This is a genomic window from Desulfoprunum sp. (assembly GCF_053613775.1).
The window spans coordinates 41,561-64,304 of the sequence record NZ_JBSHXH010000004.1 but is presented as its reverse complement, the minus strand read 5'-3'; the positions used below and the strand labels follow the sequence as shown (position 1 = coordinate 64,304).

Genomic DNA, 22,744 nt, shown 5'->3' with positions numbered 1-22,744 from the left:
GGTTCAACCCTGCCCCTGCGCCTTTTCTTTCGTTTCCTGCAGGGTTTTGCAGTCGATACAGAGGGTGGTCACCGGACGAGCCTCGAGCCGCTTGATCCCGATCTCCTCGCCGCATCCTTCGCAAATGCCGTATTTATCGTCTTCGATCCTGCCCAGGGCCTCGTCGATCTTGGATAACAGGCGTCTTTCCCGATCACGGATGCGCAGTTCGAAACTCCTGCCGGACTCGACAGTGGCACGATCATTGGGATCAGGTATATTCGTCGTCTGGTCGGTCATTTCCGACAGCGTCTTGCCGGCTTCGTCAAGAATCTCCTCACGTTTCTGTAAGAGCTGGATTCTGAATTTTTCGAGCTGCTCTTTCTCCATCAACTTCTCCTTGAGTACATATATTGGTGCGAAAACTACCCGCGATGTTCCCCGCGAATGTATGTTCCGCTCTTGCCACCGGTTTTCTTCACCAGACAGATATCGCTGATGACCATCGACTTGTCGACGGCCTTGCACATGTCGTATATCGTCAAGGCCGCAACCGATACGGCTGTCAGGGCCTCCATCTCGACGCCCGTCTTGCCGCAGATTCCGATTGTTGCTCTGATATGTATCAAATTTTGATCGTCTTGGAAAGCAAAGTCAACATTGCTGCTGGTTATGAGCAGGGGGTGGGTGAGGGGGATCAGTTCGTGGACCTTTTTGGCCGCCAGTATCCCGGCGATCCGCGCCACGCCGAGCACATCCCCCTTGGCCATCGATCCCGTTTTGACCAGACCATAGGCCTCACTGCTCATCCTGATGGTACCGGTGGCCTCGGCCACCCGCATACTCTCCGCCTTGCCGCTGACATCGACCATCCGGGCATTGCCCTGGGCATCGAAATGAGTGAATTCAGGTTCTTTCCGCTGTGCCATATCCTGTCCGTCCCAATTATTTTCCCAGGACCTCGTTGAAAAGTCGGGTAAAAAACCCTTCCTGTTCGACGTGCTGGCCGTGTTGTTCGCACAGCTTGTCGAAATTGCGCAGGGCCTCTTTCTGTTCCTCGCAGAGATTGGTCGGCGTCTGGACCTGCAGTTCGACAATCATGTCCCCCCGACCGTGTCCGCGCAGGCTCGGAACCCCTTCCTTGCGCAGGGTGAAGATATCTCCCGACTGGCTGCCGGCCGGGATATCGAGTTTTCTTTTGCCGTGGATGGTCGGCACTTCGACGGTCGTCCCCAGGGCGGCCTTGACCATCGAAACCGGCAGACGACAATAGACGGTATCGCCGTCCCGCTTGAAGAACTCGTGGTCCTGGACGTGGATGATGACGTAGAGGTCCCCGGCCTGCCCGCCCCGGCGTCCGCCCTCGCCCTCGCTGCGCAGACGCATCCGGGCTCCGGTGTCGACGCCGGCCGGGATCTTGATGACAACCTTCTTCGTCTGCTCGACCAGTCCGACGCCGTCGCAATCGACGCACGGGTCGGAGATCAGTTGGCCCTCGCCCCGACAGGTCGGACAGGTGGTGCTGACCTGAAAGAATCCCTGCGACCGGATCACCTGGCCCCTGCCGTTGCAGGTCGGGCAGGTGGTTTTCGGATGTCCCGGCCTGGCCCCCGTGCCATCGCACGTCCAGCAGGTATCGCGCCGGGTCAGCTCGACCTCCTTCGAGGCCCCGTGCACCGCCTCCATGAAGGTCACCGACAGGTCGTAGCGCAGGTCGTTGCCCTGAATGGGGCCGTCCCGTCGCGCCTGTCCACGACCGCCGCCGAAGCCGAACAGATCGCCGAAGATGTCGCCGAAATTGGAGAACACATCCTCGAAATTGCCGGGGCCCCGGTAGCCGCTGTTTTTCAGCCCGTCATGACCGTAGGTGTCGTAGATCTGCCGTTTCTTCTCATCGCTGAGGACTTCATAGGCCTCGGTGCACTCCTTGAATCGGGCCTCCGCCTCCTTGTCGTCGGGATTGCGATCGGGATGGTATTTCATCGCCAGTTTGCGATAGGCCTTCTTGATCTCGGCGACGCTGGCGGTGCGGCTGACGGAAAGGATTTCGTAATAATCGGTGCTCATATCAACTCGATGACAGGATTGTCTTCATTACTCGACAGCGCTACGCTCCGTTTCTTCCGCAGGCCTCGGCTGTTCCTTGACGGAGGTGTCGGGGAGATTGTCGATATTGGCCATCGTCACCCGGCCGGCGGCGATTTCCCTCAAGGTCATGACAATCTCCTTGTTCTTGCCGGCGACCAGAAAGGGTTCCCCCTGCCGGTGCTGCTTGATCCGTTTGACTGTCAGGTGGATCAGATTGAAACGGTTGTCGTCACCGACCTGCTCAAGACAATCTTCCACTGTGATTCTCGCCATATGCTTCTATCCTTGTGTGTAGTGTGGCAATCAAAAAAATGCGTCTTCGAACTCACTCTTCTCAGCGAATTTCAGCACTTTTCGAATGGGTTTTTAAGGAGCAGCGTCTCGCTGCGATCGGGGCCGACGGACACGATGACCGCCGGCGTCCCGGTAAAATCCTCTATGCGTCTGATGTAGTCTTTCGCCTCGCTGGGCAGGTCTTCAAATTGCCGGACGCCGGAGATATCCTTCTGCCAGCCGGGCATCTCCTCGTAGCGCGGGACGACCCTCTCCGCCTGACGGATGTTCGAGGGCATGGTCGTGAAGGTTTTCCCCTCCAGGTCGTACCCATTGGCGATTTTCAGGACCGGACTTCCGCTCAGCACGTCGAGCTTGGTCACGGCGATGCCGGTCAGGCCGTTGAGACGGACCGCATCGTTGACCACGATCCCGTCCAGCCAGCCGCAGCGGCGCGGCCGCCCGGTCGTCGCCCCGAATTCATGGCCCTTGGCCTGCAGTTCGCGGCCGACCTCATCGCTGAGTTCCGTCGGAAAAGGTCCTTCCCCGACCCGCGTCGTATAGGCCTTCATGATCCCGACCACCGCATCGATGTAGGCCGGACCGAAGCCGGAGCCGTTGCAGGCATTGCCGGCAACGGTGTTCGACGAGGTGACGAACGGATAGGTGCCGTGATCGATATCGAGATGGGTGCCCTGGGCCCCCTCGAACAGGATATTGCGCCCCGCCTTCCGCGCCCGATCGAGCTCGACCGAGACATTGCCGACAAACGGGTTCAGCCGCTCGCCGAATCGCATGAAGTCGGCATAGATCGCCTCAAAGCTGACCGGCTCCCCTCCATAGCGTTTGGCGATCAGGAAATTCTTCTCCTCGATGGCGGCCTGCAGCTTGTCGCGGAACAGGTCCGGATCGAGCAGGTCGCCGGCCTTGATGCCGACCCGACCGACCTTGTCCATATAGCACGGGCCGATGCCGCGCCCGGTGGTGCCGATCTTTTTGGCCATCGAGGCCTCCCTGGCCTGGTCGAGCCGGGAGTGATACGGCATGATCAGGTGGGCGTTCTCGCTGATCATCAGGCGCTTCGGGGTGACCGCCAGCCCCTGCTGCTGCAGGCTGTCGATCTCGCCCAGCAGCACCCCCGGATCGACGATGACGCCATTGCCGATCATGCAGATCTTGTCCTCATAGAGGATTCCCGAAGGGATAAGGTGGAAGATGAACTGCCGTCCGTCGACGACCAGGGTATGGCCGGCATTGTTCCCCCCTTGAAAGCGGACGATATAGTCGGAATACCGGGTAAGCAGGTCGACTATCTTCCCCTTCCCTTCATCACCCCACTGCGTTCCTACCACCACCACACTGGCCATCTCACACTCCTCGGACCTTCCATGTATTCGTAGAAATAAAAAGACTCGGTCGCCTGTAGTCAAATCCACATGAGACAAACTCGTAAATATAACCAACTCCATCAAAAATGTCAATTCTCGAAAGCTCTTGCCGCCGCTATATCCAACTATTTGTTTTTAAAGGTTATTCACCTCATATATTTCTGCCTGTCCCCTGCCTTCGCCGCCATCGACCGCCTCCGCCGTTGACACTGCCGGGCAAATACCGTACATTTCCATTGATGCCGGGAGGCATGATCAGCATCCAGAACCCATCGGTTCCATCAGAGAGTCAGCCATCCCCCCAGGATTCGCCCCGGCTTTTCGGCCACTCTCCTGCGCCATCGCATAATTTTGACAATTCTTCGCAGGTACCTGCAGAAAAGAGGTTTTTGTATGTTTGGCATCGGCCTGCCCGAGATGATCCTGATTCTGGCCCTCGCCCTGATTGTCGTCGGTCCGGACAAATTGCCCGATCTCGCCCGCACGGTCGCCAAAGGTCTGCTCGACCTGAAGAAGACCGTCGAAGGCCTGAAGCAGAGCTTCAAAGAAGAAGGCAACCCGCTCAACGAGATCCGCTCCGACCTCGATGATGCCGCCCGTTCACTGAAAACCAAGCTCCTCGAGCAACCGGAATCGGGCTGGGACCAGGATACCCCCTTCCCCGGCGTCAACCCTCCCGCCCCGCCGCCGACCTCGGCCCAACAGCCGGCGGTCGACGCCGATTACACCGAAGTCGTAAAGGACGAGACGGCAGCCGAGCCGCCAACCGGCGAGACGATGCCGGCATCAGGCCCGGGCGCTGCCCGGGCCACCCCCATGCCCCCGGTTGCTCCGGCAGACGACGATGGCGGGAAATAATCTCCAGGTCACGCTGCCGATCATCGAGCGGAGCCTGGCCTTTTTCCGGCCGCATCATCTCGAACTGCGGCGGCGGCTGATCAAATCGTTCCTGTCCATCCTCGTCCTGTCGGTGATCGCCTATGTCTTCGTCGAACCGATCGCGGCATTTCTGATCACCCCGCTGAAAAATGCCAGCCCGCTGGTTGACAGACTGGTCTACACCAATCTGCCGGAGGCCTTTCTGTCCTATATCAAGCTGGCCTTCATGATCGGCCTGGGCGGAAGTTTCCCGGTCATCCTCTACCAGTTCTGGAGGTTCATCGGCCCGGGCCTCAACCAGGATGAGAAGAAGCTCGCGGTCATCGTGGTGTTCTGGGCGACGTTCCTGTTCGCCGGCGGGGCCGCCTTCGCCCTGTTCGCCGTCCTGCCGCGGATGCTGATCTATTTCATGAGCTACGCCACACCGGCCTTGACGCCGCTGCCGAAACTCGGTCTGTACCTGACCTTCATCATCCGGATGATGATCACCTTCGGCCTGTCCTTCCAGATCCCCTTTCTGATGGTCATGGCCGGCAAGGCCGATTTCGTCAAGGCCGGTTATTTCCGGAAAAAACGGTACTATTTCTATGCCGTGATCGTTGTCCTCGCCTTCATGCTGACCGCCGGCGATTTCATGGCCACGGCCCTGCTCGCCGTCCCGCTCTTCGGCCTGTACGAGGCCGGGATCTTCCTGACCGCCCTGTTCTCCCGCCGGAAGAAGGCGGACACCTCCTCCTGAGCCGCTAGCCGATCTCCTGTTTCAGCAGGCAGCACGAAATCTTATGGGCCGGCCGGCCGTCGCCGCCGTAATCGATGGTGTCCGGCTGCAGCAGCTTGTTCATCACACAGCCCTCGGGGATATCGAGGGTGAACAGGCGGTCCTCCCTCAGCCCCGCGTTTTTGACGAGACGATCGCCTTCGATGCGCCAGGCGTTGATCGGGTGGTCTTCGCACAGGGGACACTGGTAGACCCGGCCGTTGGGGAAGATGAAGTAGTTCTCCGCCACCCTGCCGGCGCATTCGAAGATCTCATCCCGCTCGATGAAGACCTTGGGATAGGTCACCTGAATGCCCTGCGCCGCGGCCATTGCCGCGACTGCGGGAACCACGGCCAGCCACTTGTCGCGGCTGACCTGCAGGGCATGCTCGCCGGCGGTTGGGCCGGCCGAACGGCCGCGCAGCCCGATCACCTGGATGAAGAACTTTTTGATGCCGAGTTCACCCAGCAGCGGCACCATCCGTTCCAGATGCAGGAGATTGCGGCTGCTGACGGTATAGATCAGGCTGGTCCGGAATCCCATCTCCACCGCCTTCCTGATGTTGCCGACGCAGGTGGCGAAGACGCCGCTGCCCCGCAGCGGGTCGTTGACCCCGGGGTCGGGTCCGTCGAGGCTGAAGCTGAGATAATCGAGCAGGTCGGGGCTGGTCCGGTGGAGAAAATCATGGAACAGATAGCCGTTCGAATCGACCGTGACACAGAAACCGAGCCCCTTGGCATGGGCGACGGCAGCGGCGAGATCCGGGTGGAGGGTCGGTTCACCCCCTAAAAAGATGACGTTGCCGGTTTCCCCCGGGGCGACGAACTGCTCCAGCCACCGCTCGATCGTCGCCAGGGCCAGGGTCTCGCTGCCATGCTGGGCCGGATTGATGTAGCAGTGCCGGCAGGACAGATTGCAGGCGGTGAGGATATGGAAAAAGATATTGCGTTCGCCCGGCTTGAAGCCGACAGTCCTGGCAACGGGGGTCATGGTTTCTCCCTCGGGGATTGAATTGATGCACTCGACCGGGAACAGGTTCCCTGGTCGAGGGTATAGCGGGCCAGGAGGCTGTCCTGGAGGTAGCCGTTGGTCTCGCCCCGGAAGAATCGCTGGAACAGTTCCAGGCATTCCGGCCGCAGGACCTGGCCGACGATCTCGATCCGCCGATCGGCGTAGAGCGGCGCCAGTGACGGCAGGGCCAGCCCCGTGCCGCCGCCCATGACATCCTCGTAGCCGTAGACGACGGTGCCGACATTGTTGACGAGCATCGTCGCGTAGCACATCAGGCAGGGCTCCATCGTCGAGTACACCGTCACCTCGTGGAGATCGAGATCGGGGGCGGTGTCGAACAGGGCCCTGAGGGCGACGAGTTCCGCGTGGTCGAGTTCGTTGACCCTGCCGCTGGTGTTCTGCCGGGCCCCGGTGGCGGCGACCTCGCCGTCATGGACGATGACGCAGCCGACGGGAAACTCGTTGCGCTCCAGGGCCTGCCGGGCCTCGGCCAGGGCCAGCCGCATGAACCGTTCATGCATCGATCGCAGGTGTCCGTTCACCATCCGCTCCTCATCATTGCTTCCTGGGTGTTCACAGTCTCCGGCCGAACCGCAGCGTCGCGGCGGCAATGGTGACGGAGGTCTGCCGCTCGATCAGATCATGGCCCGCATCCCTGAACGGCAGGTACACCAGGGTCGCCGATGCCGCCTGCAGGTCAAGGGAAGGGAGCAGCGGAAAGAGCTGCTTCCGCGTCAGTGCCGCCTCGGCCAGCACCGATTTCAACGCCTCCACCGCCTCCCGCCGCGGGAGATTGACCGGGTACGCCGCCGGCAGCGGCCCCGGTTCGCCATCGGCGATCCGTTTCTGGGATACCGTCAGATAGTGGGCGGTCTGCAGAAAGGCGGCCGGCTGCAGTTTGAAGGCCGGCACCCAGAACGACAACGGCCGCGATTCATCCTCGGCCCGGATCACCACCGGCTGCCCGGTCAGGCGGAGGAAATCGGCGAAGGTATGCAGCAGCGGACTGCCGGCATCCTGGCGGACAGCAATCTTCCAGAACGGCACCTCCAGGTCGGTCTCCGACGCCCCCGGGACCCGACCCCACTCCAGAGCGGAGAAGCGCCCATCCGACTCCTCCCACATCGTCTCGCAGTTGCGGCACTGCAGCACCAGGGCATCCGGTTCGCCGTGCAGCGGCGCCCCGCAGCGCGGACAGAGCGTTGACAGGAATTTCGGTTCCCAATGCCGCCGGAAGGGCACGGCGGTGGCGGCGATCTCGTCCCAATCACTGCCCTTCCGCATGATCTCGAGATGGGTCACGGCATCGACCACCATATCATCCTTCTCGAACACCGGGAGGTAGACCCGGCTGACGGTCTCGCCGATAAAGGCCCGATGCCGGACCTGGCCGGTCTTCTCCGGCCTGAACGGTGCGGTCATCCGCACCGCCTGGCTGAAAATGCCTTCCAGCTTCACCTGCCGCGGGACAAATCGGCCGCCAATCGCCGCTGTCGCCTGGACCAGTTGCATCGCCTGCGGCCGCAGTCCCAGGGAGATGGGGAGCCGGTCACCCCGCAGCGCGATCCGGGTGGTGTCGATGATCGCGTGCCGGACCTCATTCCCCTGGCACTGGTAGATGCAGCCCTTGAAACGGATGAACGGCAGGTAAACAAGATCCTCCGCACCAATTCCGGCCGGACATCCTGCCCGGAGCAAAAACCGCAGGGCGCCTCCCCCCACCATGTAATGATTGACGTCGCAGTAAGGGCAACTCACCAGCCGGTCGGCCTCATGCAGGACGATGGGGGCGCCGCAGGAGGGACAGCTCTGTTCGACGACAAGCTCCATGGCCCCCTACAACCGTCGGCCGCAATGATTGCAGAACAGGGCATCCGGCAGGTTTTCGCCCTTGCATTCGGGACAGGGCAAGGCGGCGGTCGCCTGGTCCGTCGGCCGGCCGCACTGCGAGCAGAAGCGGGCCTTGGGGGAGAGGTTTTTGCCGCAATGGCGACACTGGCTGAGGATGACCTGCTGGTGGCCGCATATCGGGCAGAACCTCGCGTCTTCAGGGATGGCGTTGCGGCAGTCGGGACAGATCGATTTCACTGCCGCCTCGGCCTGGGCAGGGATCGACGTGGCAAGATTTCTCGCGAACATCGCCGGCATCATCAGTCCCATGCCCATGCCGATGCCGGCGGCCGCCTCGCCCTGCCCGGCGGCCGCCTTTTCCATGGCCATGCCCGCCTTCATCCGGACGAATCTGTCCATATCCTTGATCGCGTTCATCCGGCCCTGGTCGTCAATCGCCTGCTGCACCACCTCCGGCGGGGTGATCGAGGTGATGTAGAGGTGGCTCAGCCGGAGGCCGAAGTGGGCGAAATCCTCGACCAGCCGTTTCTGCAGATCCACCGAAAACGCCTCGAACTGCCCGGGAAGATTGAAGATGGTATCGAGTTTTTCCCCCAGATAGTCGTTGAACCGCGAGACGATGATCTTCTTCAGATAGGCGGCGATGTCATCGGTGGCAAAACTGCCCATGGTGCCGACGAGGGCGTTGATGAACAGCACCGGTTGAACGATCTGCAGGCTGTACACCCCATGGGCGCGGAGCCGGATCAAGCCGAGTTCGGTATCCCTGAAGGCGACGGGATCCATCGTCCCCCACTTGAGGTCGGTGAAGTATTTCAGGCTGACCATATAGACCTCGGCCCGGAGCGGACTGTCGCCGCGCCAGGGGAAGGAGAGCAACTTGGTCAGAATCGGCAGGTTGGCCGTCTTCAGGGTATGGCGGCCGGGCCCGAAGGCATCGCAGGCCTTGCCCTGGTAGAACAGGACTGCCGCCTGGCTGTCGCGCACCGTCAGCTGGGCCCCGTACTTGATCTCGCCCGATCCTTCCTCCGGCAGACGATGGACCAGTTCCTTACCGCTCTCGTCAAACCACTCGATATTTTCCAGAAACAGCCCACCGTCAAACCTGTTCATCGCATGCCCATCCCTGAATGTATTGATATATTTTATAATATAAGCCAATTACAAAATAACGAGATTACCGGTCGGCGATACGAAAGAACCGTTATCGATCTTCATTTCGGTTGCTGCCCTTCATTTCGGTTGCTGCCCTTCATTTCGGTTGCTGCCCTTCATTCCGGTTGCTGCCCTTCATTCCGGTTGCTGCCCTTCATTCCGGTTGCTGCCCTTCATTTCGGTTGCTGCCCTTCATTCCGGTTGCTGCTGTCATTTCAGTCGCTGCCCTTCATTCCGGTTGCTGCTCGTCATTTTGGTTTTTTCTGTCATTTTTGGCTTTTTCTGTCTTTTCGTTTATTTCTGTCTTTTCGTTTATTTCTGTCATTTCGTTTATTTCTGTCATTTCGAGCGCCAGCGAGAAATCTCGTTGTTCCCGATAGGGCAAAGAGCGCGATGCCGCCCCCGCTGTCATTTCGAAGCGAAGCGAGAAATCTCGTCCTTTGCTGCCGAATATCTCTTGCGATCGAGATGTCGATTTATTGCAGCCGGCACTATGCAGTGGCCAGCAAAGAAACTATAATATCACTGTCCGAACCTGAAAAACAAGAACGCCTTTGGAGAGTGACGCATGAAATTCAAAGATCAATGGAACCTTGAAACCGCCCTGAAAATACTGCAGCATCAGACCGTCGACTCGCAGGTCTGGGCCGAGGCGGTGGAATGGCTCATGCTCTTCGGACCACCGGAGATCAAGGAGATCCTGTTCAGGGCATCGGGCATCGCCACCGAGACCTATTTCCCCGAGTTGCAGCCGATCTATCGCGATCCCGAGGGGAAACCGTATTATGACGTCGCCGTCCTGGCTCGCGCCTTGGGGTTGAGTGAAGAAGAGGCGCAGGAAATCATCCGTCGGAAGGAGAGCGAGCACCAGATGCAGCACCTGATCACCGGCGGTTCGGACACGGTACACTGAATTCCGGGACAACCGGCCCTTGTTGCGGCGTTCGACGCGGCAAGAGTCGGTTGACCGCCTGCCGGACAATTTTCAGGAAGAGTGGAGATCGTACAGCGTTTCGTCACGGGAAGGTCGTCTGACGCCGCCGATGGTCTTCTTTTTCAGAGTTTCGAAGGAGATATCGTCGTCTCCGAGCACATCCCCCATCTCCTTTTCAATCTGCTCCGGATCCTCCCCCGCCTCCATGCGGGACAGGGCTTCCTCCATATTGCCGCCGAGGTTGATCCCGGTCTCGTGGCTGAACCGGCGCATCAGCGACGCCATCCGCCGCGGATCGTCCTCGTTCATCCCTTCCGCCTCCTTCATCAAGCGGCCGAAGGCCTGCTCCATCTTCGATTCATCGAGCCCGTTCAGGGGATCCTCATCGCCTCCGCCGGCGGCCTTGCCGATCGTGGCGAAGGTGGACATCTGCCGGGCCAGGTTTTCCCTGCCGCATCGAGGGCACGACGGGGCGGTGGTGGTGTCGATCCGGCGGGAAAAAAAGTTGAAGATCACATTGCATCTGTCACAGAAAAATTCGTAAATCGGCATCTGTTCACCATCCTTGTTCAGCGTATTTCATCCTGCATCCCCTCGGCGGTTGAATCCGGCAGGTCAGAGCACCTGGTTGAGCTGCCGATCGGAGACTTCATCGGTAATGCAGGTGGCGCCAATGGCTGTCGGCAGGATATAGAAGACCTTGCCGGCCACCACTTTCTTGTCTGTTTTCAGATATATCCTGATCAGCTCTCTGTCAAGGTCGGCAGGGATGGCGACCGGCAGGCCGTAGGCGGCAATCAGGGCGGTTATGCGCTGCTCCGCATCCCTCGACAGCATCTCCTTGGCGACGGCAATCCGGGCTGCGGCGACCATCCCGATCGCCACGGCGTGGCCATGACTGATGGCAAACGAAGATGCGGCCTCGACGGCATGGCCGATGGTGTGGCCGAAATTGAGGATGCGCCGCAGCCCGCCCTCGCGCTCGTCCTGCTCGATCACCTCGGCCTTGATCCTGCAGCAGGTCAGGATGGTGTGGTTCATCGCGGCGGCCTCGAGGGCCAGAATCTGCTCCCGCCTCTCCTCGAGGAAGGTAAAGAAGGCGCGATCACGGATGACGCCGTACTTGATTACCTCCGCCAGTCCCCCGAGCAGTTCGGCGCGAGGAAGGGTCGCCAGGATCTCCGGGTCGATGTGGACGGCCTTCGGCTGATAAAAGGCACCGATCAGGTTTTTCCCTTCCGGGATATCGACACCGGTCTTGCCGCCGACCGAACTGTCAACCTGGGCCAGGAGGGTGGTCGGCACCTGGACGAACGGAATCCCGCGCATGTAGATGGCGGCGAGAAAGCCGGTGATGTCGCCGACCACCCCGCCACCGAGGGCAATCAGGCCATCCTTGCGGTCAAAACCGGCGGAGGCCAGCCGACTGGCAAGGGCGCCGATCGTCGCCAGGTTCTTGCTCGCCTCACCGCAGGGGAAGGCGAACAGATCGGCCTCGATCCCGGCGACAGCAAGTTGCCGCATCAGTTGCCGGCCATAGAGAACCTCCACCCTGTCATCGGTGATGACGGCATAGCGTTTGGCGAATTTCCTGCTTGCCAACTGCTCGCCAACCCGCGCCAGACACCCCTGCTCAATATGGATCGGATAACCCCGCTCACCGAGCCCAACCTGAATTTCGGCCATAGTGATCCCTGTACAAAACCAACTGGATTTATTAAAAAAAAAGGAGATACCTCCAATAAAGGAAGTATCTCCTTGCAGACCTGCTTAAAACGATCGATTACATCTTGGAGCCGGAGGCAGCACCCTGCATCTTGACCTCAACCTTCTCGGTCAGCCCCTCATAGTACGCACGGAGGTGGGTAAGAACCTCGTCGCGACCGAAGTGGTCAACAACCTCGGCACCCTCGGACAGAGCCTTGCGGAGCTTGGTTCCGGAGAGGATGACGCGGTCTTCCTTGCCATGGTTACAGGTACGGAGTGAAGCCATGCCGTCGCACTTGTAGCAATAGAAGGTCCAGTCGATCTTCATCGGCTTGCACAGCAGATCCTTGCCGGCATCACCGGTTACCGGGACGCGGTCGAAGATGTCCTGAGCCTCGAACAGGCCGTAGAAATCACCGACACCGGCGTGATCGCGGCCGATCAGCATGGCGTTGACGCCGTAGTTCTGACGGAAGGTGGCATGGAGCAGGCCTTCGCGCGGTCCGGCATAACGCATGTCGAGCGGATAGCCGGCGCTGATGACGTTCTCTTTGACGAAGTAGTTGTTGATCAGGATGTCGATCGCCTTGATACGAACCGGAGCCGGAATGTCACCCGGTTTCAGGTTGCCGATCAGGGAGTGGATCAGAACGCCGTCACATACCTCGACTGCGATCTTGGCCAGATACTCATGGGAGCGATGCATCGGGTTACGCAGCTGGAGAGCGGCGACGTTGGCCCAGCCACGCTCGTCGAACATGGCACGGGTCTGTGCCGGGGTCAGGTAGACGCCCGGATACTCGGCCGGATACTCGCCCTCGGACAGAACCTTGACCGGACCGGCGATATTGAATTCCTTCTGAGCCATAACCATCTGGACACCGGGATGATCTTCCATCGCGACCTTCCAGAACTTGTCATCGGCAGAGTCGTCGCCCATGCCCTTGAAGACCTTCTCGCACTCGAATTTCTTGTCGGCATCGGTCATCGCGAACTTCTCGGCGACCTTCATGGTGGCAAAGGTCTCGCCTTTGCGTACGAGGGCGATCTCGTCGCCTTCCTTGATGGCCGCTGCATCGGCGGCAGAGATATCCAGAGTGATCGGAACGGGCCAGAAGGTACCGTCGGCCATCTGGAATTTCTCACACACGCCCTTCCAGTCAGCCTTGGTCATGAAACCGGAGAGGGGGCTGAAACCGCCGATGCCCATCATGATCAGATCGCCTTTGGCGCGAGCCGAGATCTCGATCTGTTTCAGACCAGCGGCCTTCTTCAGCTCTGCATCACGAGCGCTGCCGGAAAGCAAAGCACATACCAAGCCTTTTCCACCGTGAGGTGCAACCAGTTTTGACATAGATTTCCTCTTTCTTTAAATGGTTAAATCATACGCCGGACACAGCCATCCGCGCCCGACAACATAATGAATCGACATTCAGTCACAAGGTACTATTTATAAAAAATACGAGGGAAAAGTCAAGGGAAAACGTCAGGCCCGTACAGCCGTCGGAACTATTCCGTCATCCCTGGAAGAACCTGAGCCGCAGGGCATTGCTGACCACCGTCACCGAGCTCAGCGCCATGGCCGCGCCGGCCAGCATGGGGTTGAGGGCCGGACCGCCGAACGGCACCAGAATGCCGGCCGCCACCGGAATGCCGATGACGTTGAAGGCGAAGGCCCAGAACAGGTTCTGGCGGATGTTGCGCATCACGGTGCGCGACAGGCGCAACGCGGTGAGGACGCTTTGCAGCTTGCCGTGCATCAGCACCATATCGCCGGATTCCATCGCGATGTCGACGCCGGTGCCCATCGCGATGCCGATATCGGCCCGGGCCAGGGCCGGGGCGTCGTTGATGCCGTCGCCGACCATTGCCACCACCAGGCCCTGCCGCTGCAGCGCCACGACCCGCTCCGCCTTGTTCTCGGGCAGCACCCGGGCATGGACCTCGTCGACCCCGGCCTGGGCGGCGATACTCTCGGCGGTGACCGGGTGATCGCCGGTCAGCATGATGACTCGCCGCCCCATGGCCCGCAGCGCCGCGACCACCTCCCCGGCCTCCGGCTTCAGGGCATCGGCGATGGCCAGGATGGCCGAGAAGCGGCCGTCGACGGCACAGTAGAGCACGGTCTTCCCCGCTCCGGCCAGTTTCATGGCCCTGTCCATCGCCGGTTCGAGGGCAATCCCGCGTGACTCCAGCAGCTCCCGATTGCCGAGACACACGGTTCTGCCCTCCACCTGCGCCTCGACCCCCAGGCCGGCCAGCGACGTAAACGACTCGGGCAGAATGAGGGCGATGCCCTGTTCCTGCGCCTGGCGGACGATGGCCTCGGCCAGCGGATGGGCCGAGGACTGCTCGAGCGAGGCGACAAGCCGCAGGATGTCGGTGGCGGCGAGCCCATCCACCAGGGGAACGATATCGGTCACCGCCGGGCGGCCGACGGTCAGCGTCCCGGTCTTGTCGAAAACGATGGTATCGACCTTTTCCGCGGTTTCGAGGGCGGTGCCGTTCTTGACCAGCACCCCGAGCTGGGCCCCCCGCCCGGTCCCGACCATGATCGAGGTCGGGGTGGCCAGCCCCATCGCGCATGGGCAGGCGATGACCAGCACGGCGATGAAGTAGCGGAGACTGGCGGTGAAGGTGGCGGCACCGACCAGGTACCAGACCAGCCCGGTGGCGATCGCCAGGACGATGACCGCCGGGACGAAGTAGAGGCTGATGGTGTCGGCCAGATTGGCGATCGGCGCCTTCGAGCCCTGGGCCTCCTGCACCATCCGCACGATCCGGGCCAGGACCGTGTTCTCGCCGGTCTGCTGCGCCCGGACATGGAGTGCGCCATGGCTGTTGACCGTGCCGCCGAAGACCCTGTCCCCGGCGTTCTTGTCGATCGGCATGCTTTCGCCGCTGAGCATCGCCTCGTCGACGGCGGAATGCCCGTATTCGATCACGCCGTCGACCGGAATCCGGTCGCCGGGCCGGACCAGCAACAGGTCGCCGGCCTCGATCTCGGCCGTCGGCATGGTCGCCTGGGCCCCATCCTTGAGCACAATGGCGGTATCGGGGGTCAGCGCCATCAGTTTGATGATGGCGTCGGAGGTATGCGATTTGGCCCGCGCCTCCATGTACTTGCCCAGCGAGACCAGGGCCAGCAGGACCCCGGTCGACTCGAAGTACAGGTCCATCGCCCGGACGTGGGGATCGATGCCGAGGGCGATCTCGATCAGGCTCCACAGCGAATAGACGAAGGCGGCCCCGGTGCCGACGGCGATCAGGGAATCCATGTTGGGACTGCGGCGGGCCAGGGCCGGAAAACCGATGAGATAGAAACTTCGCCCCAGCCACATCACCGGCAGGACGAGGAGCAATTGCACCACGGCGAAGGCCAGGGGATGGTGATGCGGATTGAGGAGCGCCGGCAGCGGCAGCCCCGCCATTTCCCCCATCGCCACGTAGAGCAGCGGGATCGTGAAACCGAAGGCCAGGACCAGCCGTTGTTTCATGGCGGCCAACTGCGCCTTTTTTTCCTGCTGTCGCGTCTCGAAGTCGCTCAACCGGCTGTCGGTCACACTGGCCTCGAAACCGAGGGCCGCGATCGCTTCGCGAATTTTCCGCGGCGAGCACTCGTTTCTGCGGTAGACGATCCTCGCCGTTTCCGTCGCCAGGTTGACCTCGGCGGTGACGACCCCGGGCAAATCGCCGACGACCTTGGTGATGCGGGCCGAGCAGGAGGCGCAGTGCATGCCGCCGATGGCAAAGGTCTGGGTGATCTCGTCACCTTCGACCGGGGTGATCAACTCGAACCCGAGGTCATGCACCCGTGCCGCGATGTCGACAAGCGGCACCGTCGCCTCATCCCAGGCCAGGTCCATCGTCTCCGCCGCCAGGTTGACGGCGGCGCTGGACACCCCCGGCATTCCACCGACGACCTTTTCGATCCGGGTCGAACAGGCGGCACAGTGCATGCCTTTGACTGCGATATTTTTATGTTCTTTTTGATTCGCCATATTCGTCATTCCTTTCCGCACTTTCCCCCTGCCATTCCATGCCTACCCCTGCCTTTCGACCTTCCCCCGCTGTCATTCCGAGCGCAGCGAGGAATCCCGTTTTTCCCGGTAGGGCCAACGTCATAATCTTCCCCCCCGCTGTCATTTCGAAGCGGAGCGAGAAATCTTATCCTTTCAAGCATCTGCCTTCTCGACCTTCCCTCATTTTCGAGAGTCAGCAAGAAATCCAAGTGTCCCCGGTAGCGCAAAGGCCACGCCCCCGCCCCCTGTCAGAGCGAAGCGAGAAATCTCCTTCTTCCCACCACCAATCCCCCACCAACCATCTTGATTTCCATCCAACCAAGCCCTATTATCCCTTCAAGGCACTTAAGAATTTAATTCAACACTGGGAGATCAACAATGGCGACAATCAAAATAAAGGGGATGAGCTGCCACCACTGCGTGGCCTCAGTCACGAAAGCGTTGTCCGAATTACCCGGCGTTTCCAATGTCAAGGTGGACCTGGGGAAAGGAGAGGCGAACTATGATGGGGAAATTGCCATCGAGGCGGTGAAGACGGCGATCAGCAGGATCGGATTTGAAGTTATTTGATCAACAGCCCTACGAACTGCAATAGACAGACCCACACGATCGACATAAAAGTAGAACGCCGATCGTCAACAATGTCCCTGTTGACGATCGGCGTTCTGCTTTGCCAGATAGCTGGCCCCAGTTGCCTGTTACGCTCCCTGCCGTTGTTCAGGGGCATCCGGAGTCAGGCTCCGGTCCCGCTGTTCAGCGCATGGCGCCAAAAACAGCGAGACCACTGCGCTGAACCGGTTCATCTCAACGCATAAATTCCTTCCAGCTCGCCCGCCCTGACTTAGGCTCTCCCAGCGGCAAATTCTCCTGCAGGAGTTCTTTGATCTCACCTGTACTTGTCTGGACGAAAACTTTCACTCCCTCCTGGCCGCTACCGGTAAACAGGTTCGGCGTAGTGGTCAGTCCGCGTCCAAGTTCAAGTTTGCTTTTGACATACACAACTTCTTCCAGACCATATTCACCGAAGATATTTTCGTACCAGGAGGTCCCGGTCCTGAAATACACCGCGTAGAGATACGAATCTCCCTCCGCCTTGCAGGCATCGCTGAATGGTTGGTAGGTGGTATAGGTGACCAGACCTGAGAGCAAGGTCGCCTGGCCGAGATTTCTTTCCCGGTTGAGGTAGGGATAGAAATCCCGGTACCATCCATCGACACAGTTATCGCCAGGACTTGCCGTATCACAGTTTCCGGTACCGGCGATATAGGTTTCAAGCCGCCCGAAAAATGCGCTGTCGGCACTGTTCATTCCGGAGGGCAGACACGTGTAATCCCCGACAGAGACTCCTCCGGTCGTGTTATCCCGGCACGCCAGTGGGGCAAGATTGTCTTTGCTTTGCTTGACCATGATCTCGTCGACCTGCAGCAGTCCCTTCCCTCCAGGCAATGCGCTGTCGACTCCGTCCAATTCGACTTCATCCCAGGTAAGCTTAGTGGCAACAGGCGTGGTGATTGATTTTGATATCGGCTCCTTAATGCCGTAAAAGCTCTGCTGCTTGACATCAGTCTTATCGTCCTTGTCGAAGAATCGCCCGGTCCCGAAATAGACCCAGTAGCGGTCCCCATCCCAGCCTACCGTAGGAGCCGCGCTGATCGGTTGTTTCCGATTCAGGTTGTTGAGCTCGGTTCCGCCCAGGTCAAGAAGTGGCCTGAGCGCCCAGTTGCCCGGCGTCTGATAATCATCCACCCCTATCGTGTGCCCATCTCCGTTCATGACCAGGCGGAACATCTGCCCTCCTCCGTTCCATTTGGGAAGAGATGTATAATCGAAACTGCCTTCAATCGTCCCGAAGTAGACCACATCCGAATCATAGACACCGTTGCCGCTCGGGGTGAGATCAAGATCGAGACTGGATGTATCGGAGACAAAGCCCTTCACTGCAGTTGTACTGCTTAATTCAGCGGATGTGTATTCCACTCCGCCGGGGAGGAAAAACGTACCGCTCGTCGCGGCTGTCGGTTTGCCTTTTGGGATTCGCATCGAAATGTTTTTTGCAGCGAGTTCGTTCAAGGGCAGGACGCTCATCTTGGCCTGCTGGTCACTCACTCCTTTCAGGGCGTTTGGACCATGAGGCCCACTGCCGAAAACCAGATACCAAAGAGATGTCGAGCTTGTCTTTTTGGCGACGATCGAAGGCTTCACCGTTGAATAACCGAGATCTACAAACGTTTGGCCTACATCCTGGGTTGTTTCCCCCAGCAGCACCGGCGGTTTCTCCGGGTTGGTGATATCGAGGATAAAAAACGAGGAAATGTAGTGCTGGGTTTTCTCCGCTCCGCCGCTGTCGATATATTTTCCATCGATCGGGGCCCCGCCGAAGCGCAGACCACCCACCAGGATCGTCCCCCAGCCTTCGGGATGATCGGCATCAGCGGGGAAAATCTGGGCATCGAACACACTGGGTTCGAGATCAACAAAATATTTATGGGCATAGGCCGGATCGGACAGACATTTGAGATGGGGCTGCAGGTTATAGGGGACGTAGGCCCACAATTCCATTCCCAGGGCCGGCGCGGTATCCGTCACCACCCCTTCGAGCGTTTGTGTGCCGTCGTCATCCTGGCAATTGCCAGTATCAGTAGTTTTCTCCAGGCAGAACTTCTTCTGTACATCACTGTAGAACCCGGCATTGACGGCGTGGAGCATGCCGTCATTGCCGCCGAAGTAGACCACGTGCCGACGTTTCTTGTATTGGGCCACGAATTTGGCGTACGACCCGTCGTTATAGATCAGATGATATCCGGTGTTCGGCGAGGTAACCGTTATCGGGGTGGAGTTGATGACATCCCCCAGCCTCCAGGTGAACAGTGTATTGTTGTGGGCGCTCTTTCTGCTGCGCAAGGGCTCCCGGGGCGGCCCATCACCCGCGACGGTGTCAACCTCGGCATCCTCGAAGACTCCATCGAGGTCGGGATCGACTCCGGGGTCCCATAGACCGTCGTTGTCGAGGTCTTCATCGATGAGCCAGTCATCACCCCGCAGCCAGCCGATAATGTTGTTCAATTCATAACCGTATTGTTCCAGGGCCGTGTAATCATCATTGTCCGTAAAAACACCGTCGACGATAAAATTCTTCGCCAGCGTAGTCCATGTGGCAGCAGTAGGATTGGCCGCCTTTGTCAGCCCGACAACCTCTCCCGTACCCACAGCCCCGTCATGATCGGCATCATTCCAGGTAAAAATGTACCTCTTCCTGCCTTCCGCACCGGCAAAGTTGAAATTGGCCCCGGTCAGGCTTCTGTTGCTCTGCACATCAGTGAGGTCGGCCAGCGATTTGTGTGCCGACCAGAGGAAATTGACATCTTCCAGGTTGACCGAATCGGTGCAGGTCACCCCGCCATCGACCACGGTCGTCTGGCCATAGCATCCTTTCGATTTGTTTTCCGACTGATCAAAATAGACGATCACCCGCTTGTCGATCGTGCCATTCTCCGAATCCAGGTCCAAGGACCGGTTATGGTTGCTGTCCTCGTAGACATGCCCCTGATCGTCGATCAGCAGCCCGTGGACGTCCCCGACCCAGTTGACGCGGTATTCGTCCTGGCCGAAACTGCTCACCATTTCCGGCCAGAAAATGGCCTGGTAGATGGCGCCTTCACCGCTTCGGGCGGAGGAAATAACCGAAGCCGCCGATCCGGCCGAGGCCCGGGTCATGATATCGGCCAGGGCGGCCCTGAGGCTTTCCTCGAGCTGCTGGGCATTTTCGCCGGGCAACAACGTCGTACCGCCATTCTCGGCGGCATTCTCCATCAAGACGGCCGGGTTGCACTCGCCCGTCGTTCCATCACCGCCGGCATTGCCGGTGCTGACGATATACGTCCGGATGTTCTGTTTATTCATTTTCTCGCCATTGTCGCTCTCCATCTGCTCAACTGAATATATTTTGGATTTAATGGCATTCTGGCCGAAGAACGTAAGGTCATCGAGATAGGTTGAGCCGTACAGGTAGTGCTGGGCGTCAACTGTACACTCGCCCTCTTCGGCAGCAGGGACCGTCGTGTCCTGCACAGTTCCCGCCAGGGCAGTAATTTTGGCCTTCACCTTTGCGTTGATATCGGCGGTGGAGGCGCCTTCGGTAATCACCAGGATATTGTTGGCCTGGCACCAGGCCTGCACCGGATCGTCCTCAATCGAGATAGGGAAATCGGCCTTATTGGTTAAATCGGCATCATTGATTCTCCAACCCGCGTTCTGGCCATAATAACCAAGGCCGTTGTATATCGCCTCACCCAAGGGTGTCCATGCATCGGCGCGGATTGCGTTGATCTGTTTGGTCAGATAATCGAGATGATCTACTCCCTCAGTCGTTGCATCGCTGTTCTTGATCGGGGCGATGACTTTGGCCCCGTCCAGCGTGCCGTCAGGACAATACTGGACAATCGTGTCGTTGACATTGGCTGTCTGACACTCGGTGCCGGCGCCGTTGTTGTTGAATGCCATGGCGCCCATGCGCAGGTCATCCTTGTTCTCGTGGATGATACCTTGGGGAATCACCGTTTCATTATCCTTATCTACCGGCGGCGTGACATATCCCTTCATGACGATCAGCGGTCGGCTGGAGCCGAACTTGGCGGCTACACCGGAATCGATCAGAGAGCCGGTCATCCCCCAGGTCTCGCCACTATTGAAGATCTGATCGGTCGGGTCGATGACCTCCGGAATTTTCAGCGACTGGCAGTAATCCCAGATACCCTGCTGGATGCATTGCTCAGCATCTTGGGGTGAAGGATCATCAGTCCACTTGCCTATTGAGCCAGTTGCCGTCGGGGCGCAGGTCAGTTCGTCTCCGGCAATATCCTCCAGCCTCAACGTCCAGGCCTTGTTGCAGGTGCCCTGCGCCTCGTTGTAATTCCCGGAACATTCGTAAACATATTTATCAGGAAAACAGCGTGGATCCCCTGTATTATACTCGTAGTCTGTCGATGAACAGAGAACCGGTTGGCATCCGGCAGGAATCTGTCCGGGCTCCCAGCATCTCCCTATATACCCCTGCCGCGAGGCATGCGAGATGGTCTGGTTGTAGATGCCCGAACAGGCATATCCGCTGTCGGAAGAATAGATCGTGGCAGGAGATATACCGGTGGCGTAAACGCCTCCACAGGCATTTTCCAGTTCGCTGACATTACCGATCTGGCTGGGCTCGGTGTAGCCCTTCTGAACAATCGACCAGCAGGTGAAGACGGAATGGTTGTAGGCCGCGTTCGAGGCGGCCAGAACGTTGTTGCTCGTCAGATCATAGGAAAGACAGGTGTTGATGTTGGTCTGAATCGTTCCGAGGCTGCCCTGATCGCCCAGGGAAATCTCCTCTATGGCTGTCTGGCAGGCGAGTTGCCGCGCATCACCGATAAAACCGTCTTCGCTCACCCCCAGAATACCTATCCGGGTAGTGCTGTCCATCGGGTCGATCCAGTCACTCTCCTGGAATCCCCGGACTGAGAAGGTCATGACCTTGGTCGAGTTGACCGGAACCTCCTTGATAAATCCACGGGACGAACAGCCCCGGCCCTCACTGACCAGCAGATTATACTCTTCGTTGTATTTTCCCCCGGTGAGGATCTTTTTCTGGATGTCGAGCTTCGAGGAACTCAGCCAGTTCAGGAAATCGCCGCTGGCGGCAAAGGCGGTCACTCCCGAATTCGTGCTCAAACCTGTGCTGGTATTGGTTACCGCCACAATCTTGACATACAGATCATTCTGCTGGTAGGCCGTGCCTGCCTTGCCTGACAACGCGGTGGCGGCGGTGCTTACGGTGGAATATGCGGCTTCGACGAAATGCCCTTCATCGAGTCTCACCCATGAACCATCATCAACTCCGGCGCTGACCGTTGAGCTTGTTGTTTTAGTTGCCTGAAACAACATCCCGTTGTCGCTGACGACATCCCCGGCGACATAGGTCACACCGGAGCGCCAGGTCGAATTCGATTCAACAAGGTCCCAGTCGGTGATGCCTGTGTCGCCGCTGAGTGAAATCCCGTCGGATGGAACGTTATCCGCGGCAGTCCCGCCGGCGGCTGTAAAGTAGAGCAGATTTTGAAACTGGACAAAGGTGTTTGGATCATACTCCTGACCGTTCGTCCAGGTAGGAATTTTATGGATCCTCTTCCAGGTAACATTGGTGTCCGTCAGGATTTCCGCGCTGTTGGAGGTACCGGAGGATTCAGCCCGGTAAAAAACCCCTTCTGTGTAGACCAGCATACCGGCAGTGTACGGTTTCCCACTCTGCCATTGCTGCACGCCTTCCCGCCATTCGTACCATTTTTCGGGATCGAAATAACCGGCATAGGTCTTGGCCGGATCAAAATCATTGTCGACACAGGCGCCGTCATTTGCCGGTGAATTTGTTTTTGCCGGCCCGCTATACGTGGTGTCGGTGTATGCCGAATCGAGCATGCTGCCCGAGTTATCGAGGACCAATAGCAGGTTGGGGTCGAGACCGGAAGAGAGGAATGGCGGCACCCCTGTTCCGGCTCCGCACACTCCGTCAACCGCCAGGGCAGGCCTGGGCAAACAGGCCAGGACCGCGAATATTGCAATCAACACATTGTAATTCATCAATGTTATTTTCTTCCGCTGCATACCATCCACCTCTGAAAATGGGAAAACCGCGTTGCCTTCAAGGCACACCCGTTATTCTGCTCC

The 22,744-nt window shown here is 59.1% G+C and carries 18 protein-coding genes; 4 read left to right on the top strand and 14 right to left on the bottom strand.

Annotated features, from left to right (window positions below; genetic code table 11):
• Nucleotides 1-3: 3 nt before the first annotated feature.
• The 5 genes from dksA to ACWGKN_RS04315 form a co-directional block, all read right to left on the bottom strand.
• Nucleotides 4-369 (bottom strand): RNA polymerase-binding protein DksA, encoded by a 366-nt coding sequence (gene dksA, locus ACWGKN_RS04335; protein WP_035226254.1) that lies wholly within the window; start codon nt 367-369, stop codon nt 4-6.
• A gap of 35 nt (nt 370-404) precedes the next feature.
• A complete protein-coding gene (gene moaC / locus ACWGKN_RS04330; RefSeq protein ID WP_035226257.1) occupies nt 405-908 on the bottom strand; it encodes a cyclic pyranopterin monophosphate synthase MoaC in 504 nt (167 codons plus the stop codon).
• A gap of 16 nt (nt 909-924) precedes the next feature.
• Nucleotides 925-2,046: a molecular chaperone DnaJ gene (gene dnaJ / locus ACWGKN_RS04325; protein WP_035226260.1), complete on the bottom strand. Its 1,122-nt coding sequence runs from the start codon at nt 2,044-2,046 to the stop codon at nt 925-927.
• Between the two features lie 27 nt (nt 2,047-2,073).
• Complete coding sequence (gene rpoZ, locus ACWGKN_RS04320; RefSeq protein ID WP_035226263.1) at nt 2,074-2,340, bottom strand: DNA-directed RNA polymerase subunit omega; 267 nt, start codon at nt 2,338-2,340, stop codon at nt 2,074-2,076.
• Nucleotides 2,341-2,411: 71 nt separating this feature from the next.
• Nucleotides 2,412-3,707 carry an adenylosuccinate synthase gene (locus tag ACWGKN_RS04315; protein WP_035226265.1) on the bottom strand — a complete coding sequence of 432 codons (1,296 nt, stop codon included), beginning with the start codon at nt 3,705-3,707 and terminating at the stop codon, nt 2,412-2,414.
• Nucleotides 3,708-4,121: 414 nt separating this feature from the next.
• Between ACWGKN_RS04315 and ACWGKN_RS04310 the strand changes: the two genes are divergently transcribed.
• Both ACWGKN_RS04310 and tatC read left to right on the top strand, forming a co-directional pair.
• A complete protein-coding gene (locus ACWGKN_RS04310; protein ID WP_424255704.1) occupies nt 4,122-4,586 on the top strand; it encodes a twin-arginine translocase TatA/TatE family subunit in 465 nt (154 codons plus the stop codon).
• Entirely contained in the window at nt 4,573-5,346 is a 774-nt protein-coding gene (gene tatC / locus ACWGKN_RS04305) for a twin-arginine translocase subunit TatC (RefSeq protein WP_035233871.1), read from the top strand. Before ACWGKN_RS04310 ends, tatC begins: the two co-directional genes overlap by 14 nt.
• A 4-nt stretch (nt 5,347-5,350) precedes the next feature.
• Here the strand turns inward: tatC and ACWGKN_RS04300 are convergent, their stop codons facing one another.
• The 4 genes from ACWGKN_RS04300 to ACWGKN_RS04285 are packed head-to-tail and all read right to left on the bottom strand — an operon-like array spanning nt 5,351 to nt 9,340.
• Nucleotides 5,351-6,355: a radical SAM protein gene (locus ACWGKN_RS04300; RefSeq protein WP_035233870.1), complete on the bottom strand. Its 1,005-nt coding sequence runs from the start codon at nt 6,353-6,355 to the stop codon at nt 5,351-5,353.
• Nucleotides 6,352-6,921 carry a nucleoside deaminase gene (locus tag ACWGKN_RS04295; protein ID WP_452094757.1) on the bottom strand — a complete coding sequence of 190 codons (570 nt, stop codon included), beginning with the start codon at nt 6,919-6,921 and terminating at the stop codon, nt 6,352-6,354. Before ACWGKN_RS04295 ends, ACWGKN_RS04300 begins: the two co-directional genes overlap by 4 nt.
• 28 nt (nt 6,922-6,949) lie before the next feature.
• A complete protein-coding gene (locus ACWGKN_RS04290) occupies nt 6,950-8,206 on the bottom strand; it encodes a hypothetical protein (RefSeq protein WP_452094756.1) in 1,257 nt (418 codons plus the stop codon).
• A 6-nt stretch (nt 8,207-8,212) separates the two neighbouring features.
• Entirely contained in the window at nt 8,213-9,340 is a 1,128-nt protein-coding gene (locus ACWGKN_RS04285) for an SPFH domain-containing protein (protein ID WP_035233868.1), read from the bottom strand.
• Between the two features lie 610 nt (nt 9,341-9,950).
• Here ACWGKN_RS04285 and ACWGKN_RS04280 point away from each other — a divergent pair.
• Entirely contained in the window at nt 9,951-10,295 is a 345-nt protein-coding gene (locus tag ACWGKN_RS04280) for a hypothetical protein (protein ID WP_035233867.1), read from the top strand.
• A gap of 72 nt (nt 10,296-10,367) precedes the next feature.
• Here the strand turns inward: ACWGKN_RS04280 and ACWGKN_RS04275 are convergent, their stop codons facing one another.
• The 4 genes from ACWGKN_RS04275 to ACWGKN_RS04260 form a co-directional block, all read right to left on the bottom strand.
• The gene (locus tag ACWGKN_RS04275; RefSeq protein WP_035233866.1) at nt 10,368-10,868 is read right to left on the bottom strand and encodes an FmdB family zinc ribbon protein; all 501 of its coding nucleotides are present in this window, start codon (nt 10,866-10,868) and stop codon (nt 10,368-10,370) included.
• 63 nt (nt 10,869-10,931) lie between these two features.
• Entirely contained in the window at nt 10,932-12,002 is a 1,071-nt protein-coding gene (gene aroB / locus ACWGKN_RS04270; RefSeq protein ID WP_035233865.1) for a 3-dehydroquinate synthase, read from the bottom strand.
• Between the two features lie 97 nt (nt 12,003-12,099).
• Nucleotides 12,100-13,377 carry a sulfate adenylyltransferase gene (gene sat / locus ACWGKN_RS04265; RefSeq protein WP_452094755.1) on the bottom strand — a complete coding sequence of 426 codons (1,278 nt, stop codon included), beginning with the start codon at nt 13,375-13,377 and terminating at the stop codon, nt 12,100-12,102.
• 163 nt (nt 13,378-13,540) lie between these two features.
• On the bottom strand, nt 13,541-16,024 hold the full coding sequence (locus ACWGKN_RS04260; RefSeq protein WP_452094754.1) for a heavy metal translocating P-type ATPase: 2,484 nt from the start codon (nt 16,022-16,024) through the stop codon (nt 13,541-13,543).
• 399 nt (nt 16,025-16,423) lie between these two features.
• On the opposite strand from ACWGKN_RS04260, the gene ACWGKN_RS04255 reads away from it, so the two are divergent.
• Nucleotides 16,424-16,615, top strand: a complete 192-nt coding sequence (locus ACWGKN_RS04255; protein WP_452094753.1) for a heavy-metal-associated domain-containing protein — start codon at nt 16,424-16,426, stop codon at nt 16,613-16,615.
• 234 nt (nt 16,616-16,849) lie between these two features.
• Here ACWGKN_RS04255 and ACWGKN_RS04250 read toward each other — a convergent pair whose 3' ends face one another.
• Nucleotides 16,850-22,729: a pilus assembly protein gene (locus ACWGKN_RS04250; protein WP_452094752.1), complete on the bottom strand. Its 5,880-nt coding sequence runs from the start codon at nt 22,727-22,729 to the stop codon at nt 16,850-16,852.
• Between the last annotated feature and the right edge of the window lie 15 nt (nt 22,730-22,744).

What these genes read in the sequence shown, in the direction of transcription:
- dksA (WP_035226254.1), bottom strand. Translation starts at nt 369, where the DNA reads ATGGAGAAAGAGCAGCTCGAAAAATTCAGAATCCAGCTCTTACAGAAA.
- moaC (WP_035226257.1), bottom strand. Translation starts at nt 908, where the DNA reads ATGGCACAGCGGAAAGAACCTGAATTCACTCATTTCGATGCCCAGGGC.
- dnaJ (WP_035226260.1), bottom strand. Translation starts at nt 2,046, where the DNA reads ATGAGCACCGATTATTACGAAATCCTTTCCGTCAGCCGCACCGCCAGC.
- rpoZ (WP_035226263.1), bottom strand. Translation starts at nt 2,340, where the DNA reads ATGGCGAGAATCACAGTGGAAGATTGTCTTGAGCAGGTCGGTGACGAC.
- ACWGKN_RS04315 (WP_035226265.1), bottom strand. Translation starts at nt 3,707, where the DNA reads ATGGCCAGTGTGGTGGTGGTAGGAACGCAGTGGGGTGATGAAGGGAAG.
- ACWGKN_RS04310 (WP_424255704.1), top strand. Translation starts at nt 4,122, where the DNA reads ATGTTTGGCATCGGCCTGCCCGAGATGATCCTGATTCTGGCCCTCGCC.
- tatC (WP_035233871.1), top strand. Translation starts at nt 4,573, where the DNA reads ATGGCGGGAAATAATCTCCAGGTCACGCTGCCGATCATCGAGCGGAGC.
- ACWGKN_RS04300 (WP_035233870.1), bottom strand. Translation starts at nt 6,355, where the DNA reads ATGACCCCCGTTGCCAGGACTGTCGGCTTCAAGCCGGGCGAACGCAAT.
- ACWGKN_RS04295 (WP_452094757.1), bottom strand. Translation starts at nt 6,921, where the DNA reads ATGGTGAACGGACACCTGCGATCGATGCATGAACGGTTCATGCGGCTG.
- ACWGKN_RS04290 (WP_452094756.1), bottom strand. Translation starts at nt 8,206, where the DNA reads ATGGAGCTTGTCGTCGAACAGAGCTGTCCCTCCTGCGGCGCCCCCATC.
- ACWGKN_RS04285 (WP_035233868.1), bottom strand. Translation starts at nt 9,340, where the DNA reads ATGAACAGGTTTGACGGTGGGCTGTTTCTGGAAAATATCGAGTGGTTT.
- ACWGKN_RS04280 (WP_035233867.1), top strand. Translation starts at nt 9,951, where the DNA reads ATGAAATTCAAAGATCAATGGAACCTTGAAACCGCCCTGAAAATACTG.
- ACWGKN_RS04275 (WP_035233866.1), bottom strand. Translation starts at nt 10,868, where the DNA reads ATGCCGATTTACGAATTTTTCTGTGACAGATGCAATGTGATCTTCAAC.
- aroB (WP_035233865.1), bottom strand. Translation starts at nt 12,002, where the DNA reads ATGGCCGAAATTCAGGTTGGGCTCGGTGAGCGGGGTTATCCGATCCAT.
- sat (WP_452094755.1), bottom strand. Translation starts at nt 13,377, where the DNA reads ATGTCAAAACTGGTTGCACCTCACGGTGGAAAAGGCTTGGTATGTGCT.
- ACWGKN_RS04260 (WP_452094754.1), bottom strand. Translation starts at nt 16,024, where the DNA reads ATGGCGAATCAAAAAGAACATAAAAATATCGCAGTCAAAGGCATGCAC.
- ACWGKN_RS04255 (WP_452094753.1), top strand. Translation starts at nt 16,424, where the DNA reads ATGGCGACAATCAAAATAAAGGGGATGAGCTGCCACCACTGCGTGGCC.